At 71.8% G+C, this 25899-nt stretch carries 23 protein-coding genes and 1 tRNA gene; 8 read left to right on the forward strand and 16 right to left on the reverse strand.

Translation table 11 applies throughout. The features are described from left to right. Window positions 1-51 precede the first annotated feature (51 nt). The 4 genes from PH203_RS26960 to PH203_RS26975 all read left to right on the forward strand — a co-directional run bounded on the left by PH203_RS26960 (window position 52) and on the right by PH203_RS26975 (window position 1767). Window positions 52-633: an XRE family transcriptional regulator gene (locus PH203_RS26960; protein WP_289923086.1), complete on the forward strand. Its 582-nt coding sequence runs from the start codon at window positions 52-54 to the stop codon at window positions 631-633. Next, window positions 630-1163, forward strand: coding sequence for a GNAT family N-acetyltransferase (locus PH203_RS26965; protein ID WP_289923087.1), 534 nt, complete (start codon window positions 630-632; stop codon window positions 1161-1163). Before PH203_RS26960 ends, PH203_RS26965 begins: the two co-directional genes overlap by 4 nt. Window positions 1164-1193: 30 nt before the next feature. Next, the gene (locus PH203_RS26970) at window positions 1194-1553 is read left to right on the forward strand and encodes an MmcQ/YjbR family DNA-binding protein (protein ID WP_289923088.1); all 360 of its coding nucleotides are present in this window, start codon (window positions 1194-1196) and stop codon (window positions 1551-1553) included. A gap of 140 nt (window positions 1554-1693) precedes the next feature. After that, a tRNA-Pro gene (locus PH203_RS26975) sits at window positions 1694-1767 on the forward strand. 121 nt (window positions 1768-1888) lie between these two features. Here the strand turns inward: PH203_RS26975 and PH203_RS26980 are convergent. Further along, window positions 1889-2602, reverse strand: coding sequence for a TetR/AcrR family transcriptional regulator C-terminal domain-containing protein (locus PH203_RS26980; protein WP_289923089.1), 714 nt, complete (start codon window positions 2600-2602; stop codon window positions 1889-1891). Window positions 2603-2751: 149 nt separating this feature from the next. Here PH203_RS26980 and PH203_RS26985 point away from each other — a divergent pair, with 149 nt between their 5' ends. After that, window positions 2752-5421, forward strand: coding sequence for a DegT/DnrJ/EryC1/StrS family aminotransferase (locus PH203_RS26985; RefSeq protein ID WP_289923090.1), 2670 nt, complete (start codon window positions 2752-2754; stop codon window positions 5419-5421). A gap of 74 nt (window positions 5422-5495) precedes the next feature. After that, window positions 5496-6443 (forward strand): LCP family protein, encoded by a 948-nt coding sequence (locus PH203_RS26990; protein ID WP_289923091.1) that lies wholly within the window; start codon window positions 5496-5498, stop codon window positions 6441-6443. Here PH203_RS26990 and PH203_RS26995 read toward each other — a convergent pair. From PH203_RS26995 to PH203_RS27040, 10 genes are read right to left on the reverse strand one after another with little or no spacing between them, the layout of a single operon-like run. Continuing rightward, window positions 6331-7053: a sugar transferase gene (locus PH203_RS26995; RefSeq protein ID WP_289923092.1), complete on the reverse strand. Its 723-nt coding sequence runs from the start codon at window positions 7051-7053 to the stop codon at window positions 6331-6333. The two genes, PH203_RS26990 and PH203_RS26995, sit on opposite strands and share 113 nt — an antisense overlap. 2 nt (window positions 7054-7055) lie before the next feature. Then, window positions 7056-7718, reverse strand: coding sequence for a PIG-L deacetylase family protein (locus PH203_RS27000; RefSeq protein WP_289923093.1), 663 nt, complete (start codon window positions 7716-7718; stop codon window positions 7056-7058). Next, the gene (locus tag PH203_RS27005; protein ID WP_289923094.1) at window positions 7715-8689 is read right to left on the reverse strand and encodes a methionyl-tRNA formyltransferase; all 975 of its coding nucleotides are present in this window, start codon (window positions 8687-8689) and stop codon (window positions 7715-7717) included. Before PH203_RS27005 ends, PH203_RS27000 begins: the two co-directional genes overlap by 4 nt. Next, window positions 8610-10019, reverse strand: a complete 1410-nt coding sequence (locus PH203_RS27010; RefSeq protein WP_289923095.1) for a polysaccharide biosynthesis C-terminal domain-containing protein — start codon at window positions 10017-10019, stop codon at window positions 8610-8612. Before PH203_RS27010 ends, PH203_RS27005 begins: the two co-directional genes overlap by 80 nt. Next, window positions 10016-11323: an O-antigen ligase family protein gene (locus tag PH203_RS27015; RefSeq protein ID WP_289923096.1), complete on the reverse strand. Its 1308-nt coding sequence runs from the start codon at window positions 11321-11323 to the stop codon at window positions 10016-10018. Before PH203_RS27015 ends, PH203_RS27010 begins: the two co-directional genes overlap by 4 nt. Further along, window positions 11320-12567 carry an aminoglycoside phosphotransferase family protein gene (locus tag PH203_RS27020; RefSeq protein WP_289923097.1) on the reverse strand — a complete coding sequence of 416 codons (1248 nt, stop codon included), beginning with the start codon at window positions 12565-12567 and terminating at the stop codon, window positions 11320-11322. Before PH203_RS27020 ends, PH203_RS27015 begins: the two co-directional genes overlap by 4 nt. Then, window positions 12564-14018: an RtcB family protein gene (locus PH203_RS27025; RefSeq protein ID WP_289923098.1), complete on the reverse strand. Its 1455-nt coding sequence runs from the start codon at window positions 14016-14018 to the stop codon at window positions 12564-12566. The genes PH203_RS27020 and PH203_RS27025 overlap by 4 nt, the downstream gene beginning before the upstream one ends. A 14-nt stretch (window positions 14019-14032) precedes the next feature. Continuing rightward, a complete protein-coding gene (locus PH203_RS27030) occupies window positions 14033-15160 on the reverse strand; it encodes a glycosyltransferase family 4 protein (protein ID WP_289923099.1) in 1128 nt (375 codons plus the stop codon). Then, window positions 15157-16152, reverse strand: coding sequence for a hypothetical protein (locus tag PH203_RS27035; RefSeq protein ID WP_289923100.1), 996 nt, complete (start codon window positions 16150-16152; stop codon window positions 15157-15159). The genes PH203_RS27030 and PH203_RS27035 overlap by 4 nt, the downstream gene beginning before the upstream one ends. Then, window positions 16152-17549: a hypothetical protein gene (locus PH203_RS27040; RefSeq protein ID WP_289923101.1), complete on the reverse strand. Its 1398-nt coding sequence runs from the start codon at window positions 17547-17549 to the stop codon at window positions 16152-16154. The genes PH203_RS27035 and PH203_RS27040 overlap by 1 nt, the downstream gene beginning before the upstream one ends. Before the next feature lie 76 nt (window positions 17550-17625). On the opposite strand from PH203_RS27040, the gene PH203_RS27045 reads away from it, so the two are divergent. Continuing rightward, the gene (locus tag PH203_RS27045; RefSeq protein ID WP_289923102.1) at window positions 17626-18480 is read left to right on the forward strand and encodes a hypothetical protein; all 855 of its coding nucleotides are present in this window, start codon (window positions 17626-17628) and stop codon (window positions 18478-18480) included. Window positions 18481-18825: 345 nt separating this feature from the next. Next, on the forward strand, window positions 18826-20685 hold the full coding sequence (locus tag PH203_RS27050; protein WP_289923103.1) for a glycoside hydrolase family 15 protein: 1860 nt from the start codon (window positions 18826-18828) through the stop codon (window positions 20683-20685). Here the strand turns inward: PH203_RS27050 and galE are convergent. From galE to PH203_RS27075, 5 genes are all read right to left on the reverse strand, one after another. Continuing rightward, on the reverse strand, window positions 20633-21688 hold the full coding sequence (galE, locus tag PH203_RS27055; protein WP_289923104.1) for a UDP-glucose 4-epimerase GalE: 1056 nt from the start codon (window positions 21686-21688) through the stop codon (window positions 20633-20635). The two genes, PH203_RS27050 and galE, sit on opposite strands and share 53 nt — an antisense overlap. A 153-nt stretch (window positions 21689-21841) precedes the next feature. Then, window positions 21842-22378, reverse strand: a complete 537-nt coding sequence (locus PH203_RS27060) for an NUDIX hydrolase family protein (protein WP_289923105.1) — start codon at window positions 22376-22378, stop codon at window positions 21842-21844. Between the two features lie 15 nt (window positions 22379-22393). After that, window positions 22394-23494: an amidohydrolase family protein gene (locus PH203_RS27065; protein ID WP_289923106.1), complete on the reverse strand. Its 1101-nt coding sequence runs from the start codon at window positions 23492-23494 to the stop codon at window positions 22394-22396. Between the two features lies 1 nt (window position 23495). Next, window positions 23496-24908: a glutamine synthetase family protein gene (locus PH203_RS27070; RefSeq protein WP_289923107.1), complete on the reverse strand. Its 1413-nt coding sequence runs from the start codon at window positions 24906-24908 to the stop codon at window positions 23496-23498. A gap of 30 nt (window positions 24909-24938) precedes the next feature. Further along, the gene (locus PH203_RS27075) at window positions 24939-25745 is read right to left on the reverse strand and encodes an SAM-dependent methyltransferase (protein ID WP_289923108.1); all 807 of its coding nucleotides are present in this window, start codon (window positions 25743-25745) and stop codon (window positions 24939-24941) included. Window positions 25746-25899 lie beyond the last annotated feature (154 nt).

The following is a 25899-nucleotide window of genomic DNA, read 5'->3' on the forward strand; positions in this document are numbered from 1 at the left end:
TGGGAGGGTTCTTTAACCCCACCGTTTCATATCTGGGATACGGTCCCGGATGTGAAACAAGGCATCGAGATCCCGCCGGATCCCGTGGACGCCCGCCTGGGTACCCGGCTCGCCGAGCTGCGGGCCGAACGCGGTTGGTCGCTGGGGGAGTTGGCGGAGCGCAGCGGGGTGAGCAGGTCGACGCTGTCGCGGGCGGAGCGGGCGGAGATCAGCCCCACCGCGTCGCTGCTGAACCGGCTCTGCGGGGTGTACGGGCGGACCATGTCCCAGCTGCTCAGCGAGGTCGAGTCCGAGCCCGCGCTGCTGGTCCGGGCCGCCGAGCAGGCGGTGTGGCAGGACCGGGCCTCCGGGTTCGTACGGCGGTCCGTGTCACCGCCGCACAGCGGCCTGCGCGGCGAACTCGTCGAGGGGCGGCTCGCGGCGGGCGCCGACATCGCGTACGACCGGCCGCCCGTGCCCGGTCTGGAGCAGCACATCTGGGTGCTGGAAGGAGCCCTGGAGGTGACCGCGCAGGACGTCGAGCACCGTCTCGACGCCGGTGACTGTCTGCGGCTGCGGGTGTGGGGGCCGACGCGGTTCCGGTGCGCCGGGCCGGAGCCGGTGCGGTATGTGCTGGCGGTGGTGCTGCCGTGAGGGTGGTACGTCTGTCCGCGAGTGAAGTGCTGGAGCGCCTCGATGAGTTGGCCGAGCTGATGGTGGACACCGTGGACTCGGGCGCCTCGATCGGCTTCCTCGCCCCCCTGGGGCACACCGAGGCCGCCGCCTGGTGGAAGGGGCGGGCCGCGGCGGTGGCCGCCGGGGCGCTCGCGACCTGGGCGGCCCAGGACGGGGAGCGCGTGGTCGGGACGGTCGGCCTGGCCTTCCCCGACAAGCCCAACAGCCGTCACCGCGCCGAGCTGGTGAAGCTGATGGTGCACCGGGACGCCCGTGGCCGTGGACTGGGCCGCGCTCTGCTGACGACGGCCGAGGAGGCGGCCGCCGCGGCCGATGTCATCCTCCTCCACCTGGACACCGAGACCGACAGCCCGGCCGAGCGCCTCTACACCTCGGCCGGCTGGACCCGGGCCGGGGTGATCCCGGACTACGCGGCCGACCCGGCCGGGGTCCTGCGACCGACCACGCTGTACTTCAAGCGACTGGGGGCGACCGCTCCCACCAGGTGATTGTCAGTGGGACCGGTTACGGTGCGTCCCATGCCGGATGCAGAAGACGTACGCCGAATCGCCCTGTCCCTGCCGGACACCACCGAGAAGATCGCCTGGAGCATGCCCACCTTCCGGGTCGCGGGCAAGATGTTCGCCACGCTCCCCGAGGAGGAGACCTCCCTCGCGGTGCGCTGTCCCAAGGAGGAGCGGGACGAACTGGTGCTGGCCGAGCCGGAGAAGTTCTGGATCGCCGACCACGAGGCGCAGTTCGCGTGGGTGCGGGCCCGGCTCGCCGCACTGGAGGACGAGGACGAACTGCGGGACATCCTGGCCGACTCCTGGCGCCAGGCGGCCCCGCCCCGGCTCCTGGAGTCGTACCCCGAGTTGGGGCGGCCGGCGGTGGGCTGAGTCCGTCCGTCATGGCCGGCGCCGAGAGGCATGTCGGGATCGCCGGCCGGCCCGGATAAAGGGGTGCGCGACCACCGACCCGAGTGCGGTATTGTTTCCATGCACGTTCGGCCGGGGGAAACCCCAGGTCAGACGGACACCGGGACGTGGCGCAGCTTGGTAGCGCACTTGACTGGGGGTCAAGGGGTCGCAGGTTCAAATCCTGTCGTCCCGACGGTGTGAAGGGCCTTCACAGGCGGATGCCTGTGAGGGTCCTTTTCGTGTGCTCGAAACCCTTTGCGCAGGGCGGTCCGTCCGTCCGGCGCACCGGTGTCCTCCGGATGCCCGGGGAAGCCTCATGCGCTCCGGGTGAAACGCTCCAGCAGCGCGTCCAGTCCCGATGCCAGCCCCTCCGGGCCACCCCGCTCCGCGAGGGCGGGAGCGAGCTCGCGCAGCCGGGGAAGCTCCTGCGGAGGCATGTGATGCAGGCCGAGCCGGAACGCGGGTTCGGGTTCCTCGGGGTTGTCGACCATGGCCTGCAGTTCCACCGACACGTACCCGAGGACCCAGCCGGTGAAGGCGCGGAACGCTGCGGCGGTCCGGTCCGCGCCGAGCCCCGCCTCCTGCAGCAGACCGACCACCCGTTCGTGGTGCCGCAGGGTCGCGAGCGGCCGCCGGGCCAGCGGGACCGCCAGCATGCGGGTCGACAGCAGCGGCACGACCTGGGGATGGGCCAGGCACACGTCGTACGTCGCCGCCGCGATCCGGTCGAGCTCGGCACGCCATCCGGACGCCGGGCCGTGGGCGGCCAGCAACTCCTCCAGCTCCAGGTACAGCGCCTCGACCAGCCCGTCCAGCAGCGCGTCCTTGCTCGACGCGTACCGGTACAGGGCCATCGCCTCGACTCCGAGCTCGGCGCCCAGGCGGCGCATGCTCAGCGCGGAGAGGCCGTCGCGGTCCACGAGGTCCAGGGCGCTGGCGAGGACGCGTTCGCGGCTGAGGCGGCCGTAGCGGCCACGGTCGCCCGCGCGGCGAGCTGGAGCCTCGTCGGCTTCCCTGCCCTTGACCATGTCGTCCTCCGGATGCTTGTCGGCCCGCGTCGGTGTTGACTCTATGCATCTTCGAGTGGAATATGTACGTATACGACGTAAATATACGCCATTCGGACCACGGCTACGTCGCCGTGCCCCCAAGAAGCGCCGGAACCGGGGAGCACACCATGACAGTCCATCGGTGGCGGCCCCGGAAGGGGGCTGCCGGGCCCGCGAAGGAAGCGGATGTCCCCTTCGCGGTGACCCGGATCAGTCCCCAGGCCCAGCGGGCGGCGCAGCGGGTGTTCGCGTCGGGCTGGGTCACCACCGGGCACGAGACGGAGCTGTTCGAGGAGGAGTTCGCCGCGTACGTCGGCGCCCAACGGGCGATTGCGGTGAGTTCCTGTACCGCAGCCCTGGAACTGGCGCTGCGCGGGCTGAAGCTGCCGACCGGCGGCAGGGTCCTGATCCCGGCGGTGACGTTCTGCGGCGCGGCCCACGCGATTCTGCACGCCGGTCTGGTGCCTGTGCTCGTCGACGTCGATCCGCGCACCGGGCTCGCGACGCCCGCCTCCGTCGCCCGAGCCGCCCGGGCCTGCGGCTGCCCGCAGGCCATGGTGGTCCTGCACTACGGCGGCGCCCCGGCGCCCGTGGCCGAACTCGCCGAAGCGGCCCGGCTGCCCCTCACCCATGTGATCGAGGACGCCGCCCACGCCCTGGGCACCTCGGTCGGCGACCGAGCCGTCGGCGCGCTGTCCCGAGCCGCCTGCTTCAGCTTCTACGCCACCAAGAACCTGCCCATCGGTGAGGGGGGCATGATCACCACCGCCGACGGGGACTTCGCCGACCGGATTCGCCGCGCGAGGCTCCACGGCATGTCCGCCGACGCCTGGCGGCGGAACCTGACCGGGAGCACCTGGCGGTATTCCGTCGAGGAGGCGGGCCTCAAGGCGAACATGACGGATGTACAGGCCGCCGTGGGGAGGGCCCAGCTGCGCCACCTCGACAGCTGGCAGCAGGTGCGGCACACCCTGTCCACGCGCTACGACACGGCCCTCTCGGCCGTCGGCGGGCTCGAACCGCTGGACGTCCCACCCGGCGGGACGCACGCACGTCATCTGTATGTGGTGCGTGTACTGGAGGAGTTCGGGACCGGCCGGGACGAGGTCGTCGACCGCTTGGCGGAACGGGGCGTCGGCACCTCCGTCCACTTCATCCCGTTGCACCACATGCCGTACTTCCAGCGCGCCGCGATCGTCCCGCCCGGCGGGCTGCCAGGAGCGGACGCGCTGTTCCCGCAGCTGCTGTCGCTGCCCCTGTACCCGGCGCTGGCCGAGGACGCCGTCGACCGTGTCTGTGCAGAACTGGCCCGGCTCGCCGCCCGGCCCGTGCCGCACCGGCGTCCCACCGGGCTGCGCACCCTGGTCATCGGAGCCGGTGAGGCGGGCCGGGCGCTCGCCCGGGACCTGGCGCGGGCACCGGAGTTCGGCCTGGAGCCGCTCGGCTTCCTCGACGACGATCCGGCCAAGCGGGAGGCCGGCGGTCTGCCGGTGCTGGGGAAGCTGGACGAAACCGGCGCCAGCGTGCTCGAGCACCGGATCGAGGCGGTCGTCGTGGCGATACCCGGCCTGGTCCCGGGCCGCTTCCGTCGCGTGGCGCGGGCCGCCGAGGCGGCAGGTGCCAGTGTGCGCTACCTGCCGTCGTTCATCGCGGCGCTCCGGCGTGACGTGGTCGGCTCCGACCTGCGAGAGCTGGACGTGAGCGAGCTGATCGGCCGCGCCGAGATGCATGTGGTCAGCCCCGAGGCACGTTCGGTGGTCGCGGGCCGCCGGGTACTGGTCACCGGGGCGGGCGGCTCCATCGGCAGTGAACTGTGCCATCAGGTACGCGCTTTCGGCCCGAACCGGCTCTTCCTGCTCGACCACGACGAGTCCAACCTGCACCGGCTGCAACTGGAGCTCTACGGCGATGCCCTGTGCAGCGACGACATCGTCATCTCCGACATCCGCGACCGCCGCCGCATCGACCAGGTCTTCCGTGAACTGCGCCCCGAGGTCGTCTTCCACGCGGCGGCGCACAAGCATCTGCCACTCCTCGAACTGCACCCCTGTGAAGGCGTGAAGTCGAATGTGCGCGGCACGGAGAACCTGGTCCGCGCCGCTGCGGCCGTCGGAACCGGACGGTTCGTACTGATCTCCACGGACAAGGCCGCCGACCCGGTGTCCGTGCTCGGAGCCACGAAACGCCTGGCCGAGCTCATCGTGCGGGGCGCGCAGCAGCACGCTCCTCAGGGGACCGTCTTCACGGCGGTCCGGTTCGGCAACGTCCTCGGCAGCCGAGGCTCGCTGCTCTCGGTGGTGGCCGAACAACTGGGCACAGGGTCCCCGGTGACCGTGACCCACCCCGACGTGACCCGGTTCTTCATGACCGTCGAGGAGGCCGTCGGGCTGGTGCTCGAGGCGGCCCGCATGGCCCGGGGCGGAGAAGTGTTCGTCCTGGACATGAGCAGTCCGGTGCGGATCGTGGACCTCGTCCGCAAGTTCGCCCGCTCGGTGCATGTGCCCGATGTCGACATCCGCTTCACCGGACTGCGGCCGGGGGAGAAGCTCAACGAGACCCTGTTCTCCGCCCAGGAACGGCACACCCCCACTGCACACCCCAGGATCCTCGCGGCGACCCCCACATCCCACGCCGACAGCGCGACCGTACGACTCCCCGCCCTGTACGGTGCGGCGGAACGCAACGACGCGCAAGAGGTGCGTCGTGCCCTCGCCGAGCTCCTGCCCGGGTTCCCCGCGACCCAGCCGGACGAGCGGAATCCCGCGGCCCTGACCGCCCCTTACCCGGACGACTTCTGATGTCCGCGCGGCACGGCTGGCCGGGTTGGCAACCCAGACAGCGCTTCGGGAAACGCCACCGTCTCGTCCGGGCCGTGCTGCTGACCGGTCTCGCCCTCGTCCTGGCCGTGGTCGGGCTGGGCGCCGGTGCCGTGTGGTGGGGCACCGATCACTACGGCGACCAGGTCACCCGTATCCCCGATGCCTTCCCCTCCGGCCCGCGTCCGTTCAGACCCGCGTCCCACGACGGAGGTACGACCTTCCTGCTGGCCGGAGTCGACAGCCGCTCGCAGCGGCCGACCACCGGAAGCGATGCGACGGCCCGGCTGTGGAGGTACGGAGCACAACGCAGCGACACCCTGATGCTGGTCCATCTGAGCGCCGACAAGCACCGGACCTATGTGATGTCCCTCCCCAGGGACAGCTGGGTCCCCATCCCCGGCCACGGCTCGGCGAAGGTCAATGCCGCGTTCTCCTGGGGCGGTCCAGCCCTGCTCGTACAGACGGTCGAGCAGCTGACGAGGGTGCGTGTCGACCACTTCGGTGTCATCGACTGGCACGGCTTCAAGGCGCTGACCGACGCCGTCGGCGGGGTGCCCATCACCGTGCCCGAGGATTCCTACGACCCCGTACTGGAGCGGCACTTCACGGCCGGCACCCACGTCATGCACGGGGAAGAGGCACTGGCCTACGTCCGGCAGCGCCACGGTGTGCCCGGCGGCGAACTGGACCGGATCAAGCACCAGCAGCAGTTCCTGCGCAGCCTGATGACCGAGATACGCAGCGAGGTCGGTCTCACCGACCCGTTCGGCACCGCCAGGATGCTCGACGCCGTCACCCGCGCTGTGAGCGTGGACGACCGGATGTCCAACGGTGATCTGCGCGATCTGTTGCTCGGGCTACGGCACCTGGACGCCTCCGACACCACCTTCACCATCGCGCCGATCGTCCGATCGGAGATGATCCGGGGCCAGTACGCCCTGATCCTGGACACGGCGGAGCTGCGGGCGCGGTGGCGGACGGTGCAGAACGACGGAAGCTGACGAGGACCGCCTCCGCCACCAGGTGCACGTCGGTGCCGAACCGTCGGTCGCGCAGGTAGGCGATGTCCAGGGCGAGCTTGGTGTGCAACTGTGACTGCACGTAGCGCTCCTCGGCGCGCGCGGCGTCGTCGAGTTCGGTGCCGCGCCCGGCCACGTACAGTGCGCCGGGGCCGATGATGCCGGGGCGCACGTCCAGCAACCGCAGCTCCTGTGAGGTGTAGTACGGAAGGAAGCGCTCCACCTCAGGACGTGGTCCGACCAGGGTCATGTCGCCGCGCAACAGGTTGATCAGCTGCGGGAGTTCGTCGAGGTGGCTTCGGCGCAGCCACCGGCCCACGGAAGTGGTCCTGGGGTCGGCGTCTGCGGTGACCGCGGGGCCCGCGCGATCGGCTCCGACCACCATGGAACGGAACTTGAGGATGGTGAACGGGCGCAGCCCACGGCCGACCCGCCACTGGCGGTACACCGCGGGCCCGCGGCTGGTGCTCCGTACCAGCACGGCCAGCATCGCCATCGGCACCAGCAGCGTCGGCAGCAGCACCAGTGCGACGACGATGTCCACGGCACGCCGCAGTCGGGTGTCTGCGTGCAGTCCCGGCAGGTGTCTCACGATCACAGCACCTCCCGCAGTACCTGGAACGGCTCGACCGCCGGACGGCCCACCCGGCTGCCCCAGTAGGCGGCCCGTTCCCGAAGCGCGTGCAGCGACCTCGGATGCGGAGGATCGCGCAGCTCGGTCTCGTAACAGCTCATCGCCCCGAGCTTGTCGTCGAGGGTGCGGGTGACATCGACGTAGAGAGACGGAGAGAACGGACGTTCGGCCGACCAGCCCCACTCCGTGGACGACGGCGTCTCGAAAACGGCGAACCTGCGCAGGCTCGGCAGCACATAGGGGCGGCAGGCGGTCCAGGCGGCACGGGCGACGACGCCGTGATCGGTGTTCACATCGCCGGGGAAGTGTGTGTAGACCAGGTCCGGGCGCAGCCCGTCCACCACCGTCTCCACCCGCTGGACCACCTCGATCAGGGGGAGTGTGTCCAGGCGCTGGTCCGGCAGCGACCACAGCTCCAGCGAGGCGAGGCCGAGAACCTGCGCCGCGCGGCGCGCCGACTTGGACAACTCCTCCGCGAGCCCCTCCCGGTAGCGGCTCGAGGCTCCCTCGGCGAACACGACGGCATGGACGGCGTCACCTTCCCGGACATGGCGGGCCAGGGTGGCACCGACGCCGAGGACTTCGTCGTCGGGGTGAGCGGCCAGCACGAGGACGGTGCTCATCGTGTCGCCCCCAGGGGGCGTGGCCCTTCGCCCAGCACCCAGCGGGACACCGCCGGAGGTACCGCCGCGAAACGAGCCCCGGGCAGCACACCGACCCGGCGCGACCACCGGTCCGCGGGGCCCGGCGGACCGGCCCGGTCGCTCATCTCGGTGACCACGACACTGCCGCCGCGCGTGGCGATCCGCACACCGCCGGATTCCACGGCGAGCACCTGGCCGGGCGGTCCGGCAGGCTCGTCGTCGCCGGGCGGACGGGTACGCCAGATCATCACGCGCTCACCGTCCAGCACGCCGAACGCTCCCGGGTACGGCGAGGTCAGTGCCCGCACCCAGTCGTGCACCGCGGACGCCGGACGGTCCCAGTCGATGACGCCCATGCCAGGAGTGCGGCGTGGCAGCACATCGCCCGCGGCGGGGTCCTGCGGTCGTCGCGGCGCCGTACCGGTGAGCAGGCCGGGAAGGTGCGCGAGCAGCATCTCGGCACCCGCCCGGGCGACCCGGTCGTACACGCTGCCGCAGGTGTCCTCGGGGCCGATGGACAGCGTTCGCTGATCCACGATGTCCCCGGTGTCCGCCCCGGGGTCGAGCATCATCATCGTGTTGCCGGTGACCTTCTCGCCGCGCAGGATCGCCCAGTTCACCGGTGCCCGTCCGCGGTGGCGCGGCAGCAGGGACGCGTGGAAGCCGACGCAGCCGTGGCGTGGCACGGACAGCAGCTCGGGCCCGAGCAGCCTGGTCCAGCCGACGACCACCAGCAGGTCCGGGTCCGAAGCACGGATCCGTGCCCGCACCGCGGGCGTGTCGAGGTCGGTCTCGCGCAGGACGGGTACGCCGGCGGCCCGGGCCGCGGCCGAGAGATCTGCGGCGCCCGCCAGCCTGCACAGGTCCTCGTCAGGTGGGGTGATCACCGTCGTGAGGCGGACCAGCGGTGAGTGGAGCAGGGCGCTCAGCGCCGCCCGGGCCTCGTGCACGGCGCCGATGAGGACGACGCGGCCGGGCGGGTGCGCGGAGGCGGGACGAACGGATGCCGTACGCATGGTGATTCCTTCGGGATCGGGTCACGGCCCAGGTCAGGGTCACCGCCACCACGGCGGTGACCAGGTACGAGGCACTGGACGCCACCGCCGCTCCGACCGCCCCGAACCGCGGGATGAGCAGCACGTCCAGGACGACGGTCACAGCGACACCGGCACCCATGGCACAGGAGGTGAGCCCGGGCCGGCCGACGCCGTACAGATAGGCGGTGCACACGGCCGTCGCACCCTCGAAGGCCAGGCCGCCGAGCAGGATGCAGGCAGGGAGCACCGCGGCGGAGAAGGCCGGGCCGTACAACAGCGGCAGGACGAGCGCGGCGGCGCCCAGCAGGAGCGGGACCGGCGCGGCGGTCACGGCGAGGGCGCGCGGAAGCATACGGCGCATCTCCTGGCCGGCCAGCAGTGGGCCGTCCCGTGCGAACCGGGGGTACAGCACGTAGTGCACCGCAACAGCGGGCAGCCGGACCAGCTCGGCGAACTTCGAGGCGACGGCGTACACGCCGAGCACCGCGGGGCCGGACAGCGCACCCACGGCGAGAAAGTCCAACCGGAGGTTGACCAGCAGCAGCAGGTTGCCCAACTGCCCACGGGCGCCGTAGCGCAGTACCTCCGCGGCCAGGGGGGCCGACGGACGGCCCCAGCGGTGTCCGAACCCGGTGCGCACCAGCCGGCCCAACGAGGTCGCGGTGGCGGCCACCCCGCCTCCGAGCAGTCCGGCGACCACCGCATCGGTGTCCCGCAACCCGGTCAGCAGGGCAAGCCCGTAGGCGGGCAGGAAGAGAAACTCCTCCGCGACGATGACCAGATCGGCCCCCGGCATGTCGGCCCGGCCCTGGCAGCAGGCCTTGCCCCACACCGTGAGCAGCTGGGTGAGCACGGTGACCGCGACGAGGGTCAGCTGCCACCGCGGAACGTCGGGGAAGAAGCCGTCGAGCAAGGGGACCATGGCAAGCCACACCAGGGCGCCGGCCGTCGAGCCGACGGCGGCGAGCAGTGCCAGTGTCGGTCGCAGCCGGGGATCGTCGCGCAGCTCCCCCGCGAGGTAGTAGGCACTCGCCAGCGGCAGCCCACAGCTGACCACGACACCGGTCAGCCACGGCAGCACCCGCAGCAGCGCGTATCCGCCCAGTACCTCGGGGCCGGACAGCCGGGCGACGAGCAGACCGGAGAGGAAGACCAGGAACACCGCACATCCCTGCGCCGCCAGGTTGCCGGCCATGGTGCGCGGCCCCAGCTCCGGGCTTCGCTGCTCGGCCGCGGCCTTCATGGCGGGTCCTTCTCAGGAGCGGACGCGAGGACGGCCACCAGCGCCAGCAGCACCCAGAGGAAGCGGAAGTGCAGAACCTCGTAGTAGGCGGCGGCCACGGCGAGCGCCAGCAGGGCCGCGACCAGCCCGGCAGGCCGGGGTACCTCGGCTGCGAAGCGGCTTTCCGGCGGTGCGCGCAGCGCGCGGGAAGCCCGCCAAGCCGCGGACGCCACCAGAAGCAGCAGTGCCACCGCGCCGAGCGGTCCGCGCTCGACGAGGGCCGCGAGGTAGTCGTCGTGGGCCTCCTTGGCGTACGGGAACTGCTGGTCCTCGAAGAGCTGCTTCGTCGTACCGGGACCCGAACCCGTCAGCCACTGCTGGTCGTACAACTGGAAGCTCTCCCGCACCAGCGTGCCGCGCTGTTCGGTGCTGGCCCCGCTCCGACCGAGCGTGTTCACCAGCAAGGAATGGTCGGACTGCCGCGCCCGGTCCTGGACATCGGCGAGGTCGGCCGCCCTGAGCGCGCCGCCGGCCGCGAGGGCGACGAGCAGGACGACGGCGGTCGCCGCGGCCGGACCGCTCGTGCGGTAGGCCCGGTGCGCGGTGAGGAAGACCAGGGCGACGGCCAGTTCGAGGATGCCGCCGTTCGACTGGCTGAGCAGCAGCGCCCAGAGCAGGACCGCATAGCCGTACCAGCGCAGCAGCCAGGAACGCGGACGCTGGGCGGCGTGCACCATGAGGAGTGACACCACCCAGTACGTGGCGGCGTAGTTGGGGTCGCCCAGGGTGAACAGCTTCCGGTCTCCCTCGGTGGGGCTGATCCCCTCGATCGCAGTGAGATGCAGGAAGCCGGCGGCCACCAGGACCGACGCCCAGACCACGGCCGCGTACGCGAACGACGCGGTGAGCAGCCGCAGGACACCGGGCCGACGCGCGATGTTGTACAGCGCCACACACCAGGCCAGCAGGAGAAGCTCCTTGGCGAGGTTCAGCAACGAGGTGAGGGGGAGTGGGCCCGCGAGGCCCGCCACCGCACCGCTCAGCAGCATCAGACCGCCCGCCAGGCAGTACGGCGCGCCGAGCCGTCGTCCGCAGGTCGCCGCCCACAGGACGCTGATCAGCACGGTGGCGAGGGTGAACACGTCCACCGGAGAACTGTTGGCGGGGCCGGCGGGGCGCAGGATCGGCTGGAAGACCATCGCGGCACAGGCGACGAGCGCCACCGTTGCGGTGAGCGCCTCGTCCCGGGTGCGCTCCGGGGCGGAGGCGGCCGCGCTCATCTCGGTGTCGGCGCCTCCTCGGGCTGAGCCGGGCAGGGTGGTCATGGTGCCTCCTCGGCCGAGGCCAGCCTGAGGAACGCGCGGAGCTGGGAAGCGGCGAACTCCGGGTCCGTGGCTTCGGCAGCCACCGCGGCCAGCTCCGCCAGCACGGCGTCCCGCCCGCACACGAGGGGCAGGCCGAGCCGCCGCAGCACCATGGCGAGAAACTCGCGGACCAGGCGCGGGTACCAGCCCGTACCGTCCAGGGCGTAGGCCAGGGCCGCCCCGGGCTCCCCGGCCACGAGCCCGGGGTGACCGCGAACCCGGTGCCCCGGCCTGGTGCGCCGGTCGAGGTATTCGCAGTAGGCCACGACGAAACGGGCGGGGTCGGCGAGGGGACTGCCGGCCGTCCGAGCGCGCTCCCAGTCGACGACACCGGAGACCTGGCCCTCTCGGAGCAGGATGTTCCCGGCCCAGAAGTCCCCGTGCACCGCGGTCGTGGGAGCGGCGTATCGGCGCAGTCGGCGGTGCAGGGCGTGCAGCTGCTGCCGGGCACGGTCGTCGTCCGGGCGGTGGTCCGGCGGGCGGGGCGCCCGCGCCGGGATCTCGAGTGGGGCGGGCTCACCGGCGGTGGCCGACTGGAAGGCCGCCAGCCAGGCCGCTGCCGCGCCGAAGTCCGCGTGCACCGGTCCCGTACGGGTGTGGTGCCCCGGACGGTGGTACCCGACCAGCATCGGCAGGCCGGGCAGAGCGGTGGTCACGAGTGCCGGCAGGCCCTTGTGCCGCAGCAGTTCCACGACGGTGGGCACGGTAGGCCGGACCTCGTCCAGCGGCAGTGCCGTCATGGCCCGCAGCCGCTCGGCCTCCCGGACCACGGCGGCCGCACCGACCGGCTCGGCCGGGACCTTCACGACCAGGGCGGGCCGTGCCGAGCCGGGCGGGAACAGGAGCAGGACGACCCGTGCGTCCGGGTCGTGGCTGTGGTCCAGCAGGAGCACGGGGCCCGAGGAAGCCAGCAGGCGGTCGACGCCGTCGTCGCGCGCGGCGCCACCGTCTCGTACGGGTACGGTCAGCCCCGGCACACATCGCCGTACCGCCGGAACACCCAGTGCTGCCCGGGCAGCCGGATAGAGCCACGTCGGCAGTGGCGGGGGCACGGACAGCAGGGCCTCGCGGACATACGTCAGCACCGCCGGCCGGTCCTCGGCGACCACGATCGGGCGGTGCCGCGACGGCAGTGCCACGTACCGCCGCCCCGGGGGCAGCAGTTGGTGCAGGAGCAGGGTCCGTTCCGGTGCCGCGGCCCTCATGACAGCACCGCGAACGGTCGTAGCCGGGCCACCGGACGGGCCAGGCCGTTACCGGACAGGATGGCCATCGCCGCGTCGACGCCGGCGTCGTCCAGCTGAGGGACACTGCGCGGTGCGGGCCGGTCGTAGCTGAAGCGCAGTGTGTGCCGGTGCCGTGGGTCCGGACCGCTGCGGCCGCTGCGTTCGAAGGCACCGATGATGCTGCCGGTGCCGTGACAGGCGGTGTAGAGACTGCGCTTCGCCTGTGCCGCCGGGACGCACAGGAACGACGACGTGCGGTTCGTGCCGGGCACCAGCAGCGGCTGGCCGGTGTGCGCGAAGACCGGGTGGCCCGCCATGAGCGGCGGTGTCCACGCCCGGGCCGCGTTGTGCCGGTGCACGAACGCGGGCTCGCCGTCGACGAGTTCCTCGTAGACGGAATTGTGCGGCGAGTCCACCACGAGCCGCAGTGAGGCGCCGAAGGCGATCCGGGCGACGCTGCGCAGGGTGGCGTAGGTGGCCAGCCGGTAGGCGAAGCCGTAGTTCATGGCGAGCCGCTGCGCCATCAGCAGTCGTCGGCCCTCGTCGCCGTCGACGGGCACCGGAGGGCAGCCGTGGCGGAAGTACGCCGCGTACCGCCGTCGGGCCTGCGCCGGACTGCCCGCCCCCAGAAGGTGCGACAGCGGCTTCTGCACCGCCATCTCGGCACGCAGCAGTCGGGACGCCGCGAGCCGCCGCGCGTACAGTTCGCCGAGCTGGCCGGTCAGTACACCCCCGCCGTTGTGGAACTGCAGGGTCACCTGGCCCTTGCGCACCCCGAGTTGCTCGGCGATGCCGGGATCCAGTACCTCTTCGACCTCCTGGAGCTCCAGGAAATGAGTGCTGGGGCCGATGCCGCCGAAGCGCAGTCGGGCCAACTGCACGCACAGCCACGGAAGTTCGCGGCGGGCGCGCTGTGCGCCGCCGAACTCCTCGACCGGGAGGTGACCGAACTCCTCGATCCGCTCAAGATCTGCGGCGTCCAGACCGAATCGGTCGGCGGCGAACCGGGCGCCTTCGACGGCCGCCCGCAGCACCTCGGCGCGGGACAACTCGAACTTCCAGCGCGGCGGGTCGGGGTACCTCCGGCGGACGCGGCCGTAGAACTCCTCGACGGCTCTGTCGGAGGGGCGCGGCACGTCCAGCACGGCCAGCGCCATCCCGCAGTTCAGCGCCGCGTCGGTCAGGGCGGGGCGGATCGATCCTCGGGTGGCGACCGCGATGCTCGACGGCATCTCCGACTTGCCCTTGTGGCAGAAGTCCGGCAGCACCACCGGAGGAGCGGCCAGATCCGCCGACTCGGTGCCGTGGCGGAGCCGGCCCAGCAGTGCCGGGTCGGCGGGGGCCTCGGCGCTGTCGAACACGGTGAGGCCGACGGCCCCGGTGCCGTCGGCCGGACCGTGGTGCGTTGCGTTGATGATGTCGACGCGCACGAGGACTCCTCGGGTCAGGTGGGTTCGCAGGCGTAGGCGGCGGTCAGCTCCGCGCCCAGCGCCCTGCCGCTGAAGCCGTCGCCGATCCGCGCCCGGGCCGCGGTGGCGAGCCGCTGCGCCTCCCGCGGGTGATCCAGCAGATGACCGACCGCCCGGGCCAGCAGGTCGGGCCGCTGCGGGGGCACCAGCAGTCCGGTACGACCCGGCACCACCACGTCCGGCACGGAATTGACGGCCGTGGCCACCACGGGAATCCCGCCGGCCATCGCCTCGACGACGGCGACCGGGAGCCCCTCGTACCGACTCGGCAGGGCGAACACGTCGAAGGCCGGAAGGAGGTCCGGGACGTCCGGGCGCTCCCCGGCCAGTACCACCGACGCCTGTTCTCGTGTGATCAACTCCCGGACCGTCCGGGTCAGTTCGCCCCCGCCTATCCACACCCCCGTGACATCGGAGCGGCCCAGCGCGAGCACGGCACGGACAAAGGTCTCGGGGTTCTTCTGGTAGGCGAGCCGCCCGACGGCTCCCACCACCGGGCCCGTGCCGGTCAGGCCGAGCGCCTTGCGGGCCCGTGCCCGGGCGGCAGGCGTCCTGTCCGGGCAGTTGGGCTCCACCGGGACACCGATCGTGCGGACCCGCTCGGGCGGCACGAGGCCGCGGCGCACCACCTCGACCGACACGGCCGAGCCGACACACAGCGCGACGTCGGTGAAGCGTCCGACGGTGCGCTCGACACCGATGTACGCGGTGCGCCGGGCAGCCGACTGGAACTCGTGATACGGCAGCCCGTGGAACGTGTGGACGATCCGGGGCACCCCGGTCCGCCGGGCCGCCAGCCGCCCCAGCGTGCCCGCCTTGGCGCTGTGGGTGTGCACGATGTCGAACCCCCGTCGTGCGAACAGCCGGGTCAGCCGCTGCAGGGCGAGCAGGTCGTGGAGGGGCGCGACCGGCGAGCGCAGCGTCGGCTCGACGACCACCTCGATGCCGGACCCGGCGGCGAGTTCGAGCAGCCGGTCCCCCTGTCCGGTGATGATCGTGGTGCGGTACACGGCCGGGTCCAGGGCCTGTGCGCCACGCAGGGCGACGATGCCCGCTCCGGCCTCGAACCGGGTGATGACGGTGGCCACCCGCAGCCTGCTCATGGCGTCGCCTCCGCCCGCTCCAGGGTCTCGGAGGCAAGGCGGTACAGCGCGGCGAGCCCTTCCTCCGGCCGGTCGCCGAGGGTGAGCTCGACGGCCGGAAGCCGCCGGACGAGCCGCAGTGCCACCGACTCCACCGGGGGGTGGGCGGGCCCTCGTCCCGTCCCCAGAGCGAGGGCCGCCGCGAAGGGCCAGTAACGGCGCAGTTCCCCGGCCAGATACGTGGCGGTGACCAGGGACCGTGCCGCCTGGCCGGGCTCCAGGGGACGCACCGTCGGCCGGCCGGCGACTGCTTTGCGCAGTACCACGAGCCGGTCCGGGCGCAGGGCGTCCACCCGCCCGAGCAGGGGGCGTTCGGTACGCCCGTAGGACATGTGACGGCCGCGGCCGCCCTGAAGCCGCATGGGCTCGACCAGCCCGTGGACGTCCACGCCGTCGGTGACGCACAGGTTGTCGGAGCAGGCCCGCTCCCCGGCCGTGACGGCGCCCAGCACCAGCGTCGACCGGCCCACCCCGCCCGGACCGGCCAGCAGCGGCACCGCGGTACCGAGAGTCACCGCACCGGCGTGCACCGGCACCCGGCCCCGGCAGCCGGCCCACCACAGCGCCGGGTACTGCAGCAGTGCGGCTCGCGCCAGCAGGTGGAACCGGGAGCGCAGCAGTCGTGCGGCGAGGCGCTCGCGGGCAGGCGGACTCCAGCGTGCCTCGACCAGCAGCCGCCGGGCAGCGACCGTGAGCCTCAGGTCGAACCCGCTGCCGCAGGCGTTGGACAGCACCACCGCGTCGTCCCGGGCGTATCCGCCACGGCACAGCGGAGCCCAGCCGCGCACGTCGAACGGTCGGTTGTGCGACTGCACCTCGACGCGCACGTCCGCGGTGTCCGTGCCCGAGGGGCGCCAGGCCCCCGCGCCGCCTTCGGACAGCAGCCGGGACAGCGACGGCGAAGGGCAGTCCACCACGAGACGCTGCCCGGCCTGGATCAGCAGAGCCTGCATCAGCCACGCTCCGATCGGGCCGCCTTGCGGGACCGGCGAGTGGAGTGATCCCCCAGGACGCCGATGACCTGCCAACCGGTCGCGGCCACAAGGTTGCGCACCCTGCGCAGCTCGGCGTAGGGGGGAAATTCCGGTTCGACGACGAGCAGGACGTGCCGGGCGGTGTCGGAGACGTCGTCCACCTGGTGCAAGGCACGGACCCGGACGGCGGTGGCGGGCCGGGGAACGGCACGGCCGTCCGTGAGGGCGGTGGCCTCGCGTATGCGTGAGGTGGTGAGCGTGCGGATGAGCCCGTAGTGCTCCTGGCCGTCGTTGCCGTCGGGGACCGTCCCCGCGGCGTGCGGCCCGCCGAGGTGACCCGCCCGCAGCTCCGGGTCCGGCCCGCTGCCGGGGACGACGGACAGGTCGAGCCGTGCCTCGAGTTCCTTCGCGAGCGTGCCCAGCCGCTCCTCGCCGGCCGGTCCGGTCAGCACCACGGTTCCCGCCCTGGTGCGCGCGACGGCTCGGCGCAGCGCGACGACCGTTTCGGTGTGGAGGCAGGCGGGCGCCCCGGGACCGGCTTTGCGGCCGCGGCGTTCGGTCGTGCGGAGACGGCCCAGCACAGGGGCGTCGAGTTCGCGGGCGAATGCGCTCGGCCCGGCGACATGAGGTCGGAAGACCTCCAGCAGCGTCACGGCCAGCAGCCCCGCGACGAGCCCGCCCATCCCGGCGAGCGCCATGTCGGTGCGGGACAGCGGAGGCACGGGAACGGCGTCGCTGGCAGGGGAGAGCAGGGAGGCGGTGCGGTCGCCGAGACCGGCGGCCTCCGCGGCGCGCAGGGAGGCCTGAACGTCCTGGATCTGTTGGTCGAGAGAGCTCAGCTCGGCGGTGAGCCGCCCGGATTCGGCCGCGTCCTTGGCACCCGGCAGCTCTCCGGCGACCCGTACCCGCTCGTCGTGGAGGGCGGCCTCACGGTCCGTCAGCTGGGTGACCAGCAGGTTTCCGGTCCCGTTGAAGAAGGTCACGAGTTCCTCGGACAACGCGCCGGCCAGTTTCTCGGCCGTTCTGGGGTCGGCGTCGGTGACCTTGACGGTGAACACGGAGGAGCCGCCCAGCCGGGAGACTCTGGTCTCCTTGGCCACCTGGGCGGGGGTGCGGTCGGTGACCTTCGACTCCTCGAGGGCCGTCGACACGACGGAACTACTGGTGGCGACGGCTTTCACCCGGCTGAGCATGGCGTTGGCCTGCACGTCCGTCGCAGGCAGCGTGGCCGAGGCCTGGACCCGCGCCTTGGAGACGTACGCTCGCGCGTCACGGAGTTCGAGCACACCCACGACGAGCATCGGCAGGACGATGAACAGCACGAGAAGCCGCCAGTGTCCTCCGACGGTGCGGCGCAGAGCTTCGTTGAATTCCATCGCACAACCTCAGTAGGCTCGAAAAGAGGCTTTTGTCGTAATAGCCGGAAATCTTCAGTGAGTGGGAGGCATGCCGATGGCCGACCTCCGTGCCCGTCGCCGACGGCGGCGCAGATTCCTCGCGGTGTTCGCCTCCGGTCTGCTGCTGGTGGCGACGCTCTCCTGTCGGCAGGTCTCCTCGTCGGGGGAGCCCGACGGGTCCGCGTCGAGCGGAGGGTTCCTCTCCGTGGCCCTCAACACCACGGACCCGGCGACCGCGCGCTACGGCTACTCGCTGATCGACGTCACGCCCGAACGGGTCTCGCAGGTCACCACCGGGCAGCGTGCACTGGTGTGGCTCGGCGGCTACGACAAGGAGCGCTGTGTCTGGAACTGGAGCGACGCGGAGGTCAGGGATCGCTTCGAGCGCTATGCGCTGGCCCGGTCGCCCGGGATCGCCGGATACTTCGTGGCGGATGAGCCCAACACCAACCGCAACTGCCCCTTGGCCGCCGCCGACGTACGCGACCGGTCCGCGCTCGTGCGGGCCCTCGATCCGGACACCGACCGGTTTACGGTGGTCAACGTCGACAAGCCCGAGCACTTCGCTGCTTTCCGTGGCACGACGGATGTGATGAGCGTGAATGTGTACCCCTGCCTGGTCGGTGAGCCCTGCGACTGGTCCAAGATCCCTCAGGTCCTCGAGCGGCTGGAGGAGGCGGGCGTGACCCGGTACATGGGCATGCTCCAGGCGTTCTCCTTCGAGCAGTGGCGCTGGCCGACGGCCGAGGAGCTGACCGGGATGATCGCGCAGTGGCAGCGCTCCGCGTGGCTGGGGCAGATGACCTTCTCCTGGGAGTACGAGGGCGGCGAGCTGGCCGAACACCCGGAGCTGCTCCGTGTGCTGAAGAGGCTCAACGACGCACCGCACGAGCTGTTCCCGCTTCCCTGAGAGGCCGCCCCCGTACGTTTACAACGTATATATACACGTTTGACCGATTTGGATGCAATGTCAAGAGGGTGTGAGTTGACCTGACCCATTCCTGGAGGGATGATGTACGTATACGGCGTAAATATACGCCTTTCTCCTCCACGGGGATCGAGGCGCCGACGGCGCAGCTGCCGTCGCCGTCGGCGCCGGGACCCGTACGAAGACACAGGTTCCGTCATGGTCACCACCCGCATGCTGGTCACCGGTGGGGCCGGGTTCATCGGCTCCCTCCACTTCGCCGCACGATCGCCCGTCTACCCGACATGGATCCGGTCACGGACGAAATGACGGCCGGTGACGTCGGTCATGAGCGCACCGATCGAGGACTACGCCCTCATCAGCGACATGGAGACCGCCGCCATGGTCGGCAGGAACGGTTCCGTCGACTGGCTGTGCCTGCCCCGCTTCGACTCGCCCGCCTGTCTCGCCGCGCTGCTCGGCACGGAGCGCAACGGGTTCTGGCGGGTCGCGCCCGTCGGCTCCGGCCGTTGTACGAGCCGTGCCTACCGGTCGGACACCCTGGTTCTGGACTCGCAGTGGACGACCGCCACAGGGACGGTGCGCGTCACGGACTTCATGCCGCCCCGTGTCCGACTGCCGTGCCTCGTCAGGGTCGTCGAGGCCCTGTCGGGCTGTGCGTCCATGCGCAGCGAGCTGCGGCTGCGGTTCCATCAGGGCCGCGTGGTGCCGTGGATCCGGCGCGGCGAGGACCACACGGTCGCGGTCGCCGGCCCGGACGCCGTCTGGCTGGGTGCCGACAGCCCGGTGCGGGCATCCGACGGTGCGGACTCCACGGTGTACGACTTCACCGTCCCGGCCGGCCGACGGCTGGCCCTGACGCTGGTCTGGTCCCCGTCCCACCTGCCCGCGCCACCGTCCCCACTCTGCGTGCCGGCGGAGACGCTGCTGAAGGAGACCGGGGACTTCTGGCGGCGCTGGAGCGGCCGGTGCCGCTACGAGGGCCCGTGGCGGGAAGCGGTGCTCCGCTCACTGATCACCCTGAAGGCGCTCACCTACGCGCCCACCGGCGGTATCGTCGCGGCGCCCACGACGTCGCTGCCCGGTCGCATCGGCGGGGAACACAACTGGGACCACCGGTACTGCTGGCTCCGTGACTCCGCCCTGACCCTGTCCTGTCTGCTGCGCAGCGGGTACCGGGCCGAGGCCACGGCCTGGCTGGACTGGCTGGTGCGGGCCATCGCGGGCGACCCCGCGGACCTGCAGACCGTCTACGGCGTAGGAGGGCAGCGGCTGTTGCCCGAGACCGAGGCGCCGTGGCTGCCGGGCTACGAGGGTTCGCGGCCTGTGCGGTTCGGCAACTCCGCCATGAGCCAGTACCAGCTGGACGTGTACGGCGAGGTCCTGGATGCGCTCTGTCTCTCGCTCCGGGCCGGAATCCCCATGCCGTCCCATGTGTGGAGCCTGGTGGAGGCCCTCATGGGTCATCTGTGCAGGCATTGGCGCGAACCGGACCAGGGCCTGTGGCAGGTGCGCGGTCCGGGTCAGCAGTTCGTCCACTCCAAGGTCATGGTCTGGGTGGCCGCCGACCGTGCTCTGCGCATGGGGGAGTTGCTCGGCAGGAACGGTTCCTCGGGTGAATGGCGGGCCATGCGGGACGAGGTGCACCGGGAGGTCTGCCGTCGGGGGTGGGACGCCCGGCAGCGGTGCTTCGTGCAGTCCTTCGGTTCGACGGCCTTGGACGCCTCGGCACTGCTGATACCCAGGCTCGGCTTTCTGCCGCCGTGGGACGAGCGGGTGTCCGGAACTGTCCGTGCGATGCGGGGTCTCGACCGGGGCGGGTTCGTGCGGCGGTACGCACCGGGCGGCGACGGTCCGCACGCCGTCGACGGCGGACGGGGATCGGAGGGGACCTTCGTGTCGTGCTCGCTGTGGTACGCCGACGCCCTGGCCGTGACCGGCCATGCCGAACAGGCCCGGGAGGCGTTCGAGCGGGTGCTCTCGATCCGCAACGACGTGGGCCTGCTCGCAGAGCAGTGGGATCCGGACGCCGGGCGTCAACTGGGTAACGCTCCTCAGGCGTTCAGCCACATCGCCTTGGTGGAGACGGCGTTCGCCCTGTCGGCGTCCGGTGCACCGGACGCCGGCGGCAGGCTCAGCGCTTCTCGCCGGGATGCCGTGCGGCGCCGGCGTAACCGTGCGGATTGAGCAGCTGGAACCGCCATGCGTCGTGGCACATCTCGGCGAGGCCGCGGGTGGGGTGCCAGCCCCAGTCCCGGTCCACGGCGCTCGCGTCGGCGACGAGTTCCGCCACGTCGCCCGACCGGCGGGACACGATCTCGTACGGGATGGGCCTGCCGCAGGCCTCGGAGAACGCGGCGACGACCTCCAGGACCGAACTGCCCCTGCCGGCCCCCAGGTTGTAGACCCGCAGGCCGACCGTGTCCACGAGATGGTCCAGCGCGATGCGATGCGCCTCGGCCGTGTCCAGCACATGCAGATAGTCCCGGACGGCGGTCCCGTCGGTGGTCGGGTAGTCGCCACCGAAGACGCGGACCTTTTCCTGACGTCCGGTGGCCACCTGGGCGACGTGCGGCATCAGGTTGCCGGACGTGCCTCGGGGGTCCTCGCCCAGCAGTCCGCTGGGGTGGGCGCCGGCCGGGTTGAAATAGCGCAGACACAGGACGCTGTAATCGGGATGGCGCAGACAGACGTCCTTGAGGATCTGCTCGCACAGCCACTTGGAGAACGCGTAGGGGTTGGTCGGCCGGGCCGGGGTCGTCTCGGGGAGCGGGCCGTGTCCGGCGTCGCCGTAGATCGTGCATGAGGACGAGAAGACGAGCCGGTGCACCCCGTGGCCGTGCATGGCCCGCAACAGGGAGGTCAGGCCGCCGACGTTGCTGTCGTAGTACGCGACGGGCATCCGGGTCGATGCGCCCACGGCCTTCAGCCCGGCGAAGTGCATGACGGCGTCCACGGAGTGCCGGTCGAAGACGGCGGACAGGGCGCGCCGGTCCCGGATGTCCAGTTCGTAGACCGCTCCCACGAATCGGCCGGCGACCCGCTCCAGGCGAGGAAGGACCTGCGGGCTGCTGTTGGAGTAGTCGTCGACGACGATCACTTCGTAGCCGTGGTCGAGCAGATCGGCACACGCATGACTGCCGATGAAACCGGCTCCGCCGGTCACGAGAACCGTCGTGGGTGGGCTCATGGGCCCGATCCTTCACTTCACTCCTGACGCCGTATGTTTACGGCGTATATGTCCAACTTTCCCCTCATTGCCCACGAGCGTCAAGCGCTGTCGACGCGACGCGCCGTGGCCTCATGTCCTGCGCACGGCGCGCCGCCGAACAGGGTCCCTCCGTCAGATCGCACACCCCAAGTGCGCCAGCGCCTGCTTGAGCAGCACCCCGTGTCCGCCCGGCATCTCGCTCTGCACCGCCTCCGACACCGCCTCCTGGGGGCTGAACCACACCAGGTCCAGGGCGTCCTGGCGGGGGCGGCAGTCGCCGGTCACCGGGACGACGTAGGCCAGCGACACAGCGTGCTGACGGGGGTCGTGGTATGGCGTGATGCCCTGCGTCGGGAAGTACTCGGCGACCGTGAAGGGCTGCGGGGCGGCCGGGATGCGGGGCAGGGCCACCGGGCCGAGGTCCTTCTCCAGGTTGCGCATGAGGGCGTCGCGGACGCGCTCGTGGTGCAGCACGCGGCCGGAGACCAGCGTCCGGCTGACCGTTCCGTCGGGGCCGATCCGCAGCAGGAGGCCGACGCTGGTCACTTCGCCGCTGTCGTCGACCCGCACGGGCACGGCCTCGACGTACAGGATCGGCATCCGGGCGCGCGCCTGCTCGAGGTCGTCCGTCGTCAGCCAGCCGGGCGTGGTTTCGGTCATGTCAGACATTGCTTGATCATACTTTCAGGAGGGGCCGGAAAGGCGGTAGACCCGGCGCGCATTGTGTGCTCCCGCCCACTCTGCGAGCCGTAGCGCGTCGGACAGGCTCATTTCGTCGGCGGCCACCCGGTCCTGGAGCAGTTCGCCCAGGCCCCGCCGGAAGGACAGCGCGCCGAGCGCGTAGAACTCCGCCAGACCGTACGCGTCGGAGCTGTACAGCAGTTTGCGGAACGGTGTGATCTCCAGTGCCTCCTCCAGGATCGTGCGCGCCCGCGCCGGGCCCACGTGGTGGAGGGTGAGGCCGACGTCGAGGTACACCTGCTCGAAGACCGCCGCCAGATAGGCGGCCTGGCGCTGGTACGGCCAGCAGTGCAGGAGCATGACAGGGATCGTGCCCGCGGTCAGGTGCAGCCAGTCCGTGAGACGGCTCGGGTCCGCCCGGTGCAGGCGGATGTCGTTGTCGCCGAAGCCGGTGTGGAGCTGGAGGGGGAGGCCGAGGTCGACGGCCGTCCAGAGCAGGTTGCGGACGAGGACCGGGTGCTCCAGGCGGCCGCCCGCCGCCAGCCGCTCACGGGCCGCCCGCTCGACCTCCTTCTCCGACGGGCGCGCCGGGTCCAGGCCGAAGCCCGTCCGGTAGGCCGCGACGGACTTCACCGCGACCACGCCCGGCCGCCGTACCGCCTGGAGCGCCGCCGAGCGGAACGCGTCGGCGTAGGCGTCCGGCTCCACCCCCTGCGTCACCACCGTCTCCTCGACGCTCTCCAGCCGTACGACCTCGTACACGTCGTCGGCCGCCAGCTCCGTCGGGCCGAATCCCGTGTCCACGCAGTACGTGTCCGTCCCCGAGGCGGCCAGGAAGCGGCGGTTCACCTCCTGCCAGCCGATGTCCGCGCGCCGCGCCAGGTACTCCTCGGGCGGGGCGTGCCGGTCCAGGTCCAGCAGGGGTGCGCAGTGGCGGCGCACCGCCACGCCCACGGGAGTGTCGAAGGGTGAGCTGCCCGGCCATCGGTCGCCCTCGGTGAGAAGGGACTCGAAGGCGGGCCGGTCCAGGTCGGCCCCGGCTACGCCGTGGCAGTGGTGGTCGACCAGACCGAGGGCGCCGAGCGCCTCGTGGACGGCGCTCATGTCAGTACTTCCAGCGGTACGCCGCCGCGATCCGCTCGGGGTCCCAGCCGTCGACGGCCGCGACCTCCCCTTCCCGTACGGCGACGACGGCGTCGGCGAGGACCGGGCCCAGGGCGTCACGCAGTACGTCGTCGGCGCGGAACTCCGTCACGGCCTCGGTCAGTGAGGTCGGCAGCCGGCGCACGTCACGGGCCTTCGCCTCCTCCATGGTGAGGCGGGCGGGGTCCCCGGCGCTCTCCTCGGGCAGCCCCGCCGCCGAGGCGATGCCGTCCAGGCCCGCCGCGATCACACCGCCCAGCGCCAGATACGGGTTGGCGGCCAGGTCGACCGGCTTGACCTCCAGGTTGGCGGCCTGGTCGCGCAGGCCCAGAGTGCCGGTGACGATCCGTACCGCCGCCTCCCGCCGCTCCCGGCCCCAGGCGGTGAACACCCCGGCCCACTGGGAGGGTTTGAGGCGGAGATAGCTGGCGGGGCTCGGGGCGGTGAGTGCCGTGAGGGCCGGGAGGCGGCGCAGGATCCCGGCCGCGAAGGACTCCGCCTCCGGTGTCATGCCGTAGCGGCCGGCGCCGCCCGAGTGGAGGTTCGTGCCGTCGCGCCACGCGGACAGATGCAGGTGGCCGCCATTGCCGACGCCCTGGGCGAGGACCGCCGGGGCGAACGAGACCACGAACCCGTGCCTTTGGGCGACGGCACGGATCGTCTGCCGTACCAGCACGCTCCGGTCGGCCGCCGCCACCGGGTCCAGCGCGCCCACGGAGATCTCGAACTGCCCTGCCGCGTACTCGGGATGGAGCTGGTCGACGTCCACGTCCTGCGCCGCGAGCGCCGCCAGCAGGTCGGCCGTGCAGTCGCTGAGCTCGACCTGCCGGATCGCGCCGTACGCGGGACCGGAGACCGCCGGCACGAACTCCCCGGCGGCCGCCGGGCCTTGACCGACCGCCCACTCGATCTCCACGGCCGCCTGGAAGGTGATGCCGTGCCGGCGTTCCGCCTCCGCGACCAGGGTGCGCAGGAAGGTGCGGGTGCAGCCCGGGTGGCGCTCGCCCTCCTGCGTGATGCGGTCGACCGGCGCCCACGCCCAGCCCGGCTGCCCGGCCAGGACCACGAGTCGGCCGAGGTCGGGGTAGAGGCGCAGATCGCCGTCGGGGGAGCCGAGGACGTCGGTGCTGACGATGGAGTCGTTCGCCAGGAAGGTGTCGAAGACCGGGGACATGCCGACGCCCCAGGCGGCCGCCGAGGCGAGCTTCGCCGTGGGGATCGTCTTCACCCGGCCGACGCCCGCCGTGTCGACGTACGACAGGACGATCCCGTGGACGCCTTTCCCGGACAGTTCGCCGGTGAGTGCGGTTGCGCGTTCGACGTCACCGGGGCGTCCGCCGGGTACGGGGTCGGTGAGGTCAGCAACGGGGGTCATACGTCCTCCACGACGGCCTGGGCTTCCGCGTCAGGGTTTCACGGCCACCGCGCCGAACTGCGGTACCGCGCCCGCGGAGTCGGACTCGGAACGCCACTGAGAGCACGACACCAGGCCCGGCTCCAGGAGCTCCAGGCCGTCGAAGAACGCGGCGATGTCGGTGCCGCTGCGGGCGGTGATCGGCGGGGTGGCGTTCTCGTTCCAGAACTTCATGGCCGGGATCTGGCCCGCGCCGCCGAGAGCGTCGTCGAAGGTGGGGTGGGTCAGCACCAGGAAGCTGCCGGAGGGGACCGCGGCCAGCACCTGGCGGACGATGTCCCGCGCCTTGTCGTAGTCGAGGACGAAGTTGAGGATGCCCAGCATCATCACGGCGACCGGCTCGGTGAAGTCCAGGGTGCGCGCGGCGCGTTCGAGGATCGCCGCCGGGTCGTGGACGTCGGCGTCGATGTAGTCGGTGACGCCCTCGCCGGAGCTGGTGAGCAGGGTGCGGGCGTGGGCGAGGACGATGGGGTCGTTGTCGACGTAGACGATCCGGGCGTCCGGGGCGATGCGCTGGGCGATCTCGTGGGTGTTGTCCACCGTCGGCAGACCGGTGCCGATGTCCAGGAACTGCCGCACCCCGCGCTCGGCGGCGAGGTGGGTCACGGCCCGGCCGAGGAAGTCGCGGTCGGCGCGGGCGATGGCCCGGATGATCGGGAACATCCCCGCGACATGCTCGCCGACCCGCTGGTCGACCTCGTAGTTGTCCTTGCCGCCGATCCAGTAGTTCCACACGCGTGCGTTGTGCGCGACGCTGGTGTCGAGCTTCGGCGTCCCGTCCGACGGGGTGTCGCTCACGTCTCGTCCTCTCCTCGCCCGACGACCGCGGCGCCGCGGGCCGTCGTCGCCATTGTGCCGCCGGATGATCAAGATGTCCCGGGAATCGGCTCAAGTGAAAGGTGAGAAAGGGGGGTTGCCGGCCGGACGCGCAGCTCGGCAGGCCCTGGAGGCG

The organism is Streptomyces sp. S.PB5, assembly GCF_030403745.1.
Classification (GTDB): domain Bacteria; phylum Actinomycetota; class Actinomycetes; order Streptomycetales; family Streptomycetaceae; genus Streptomyces.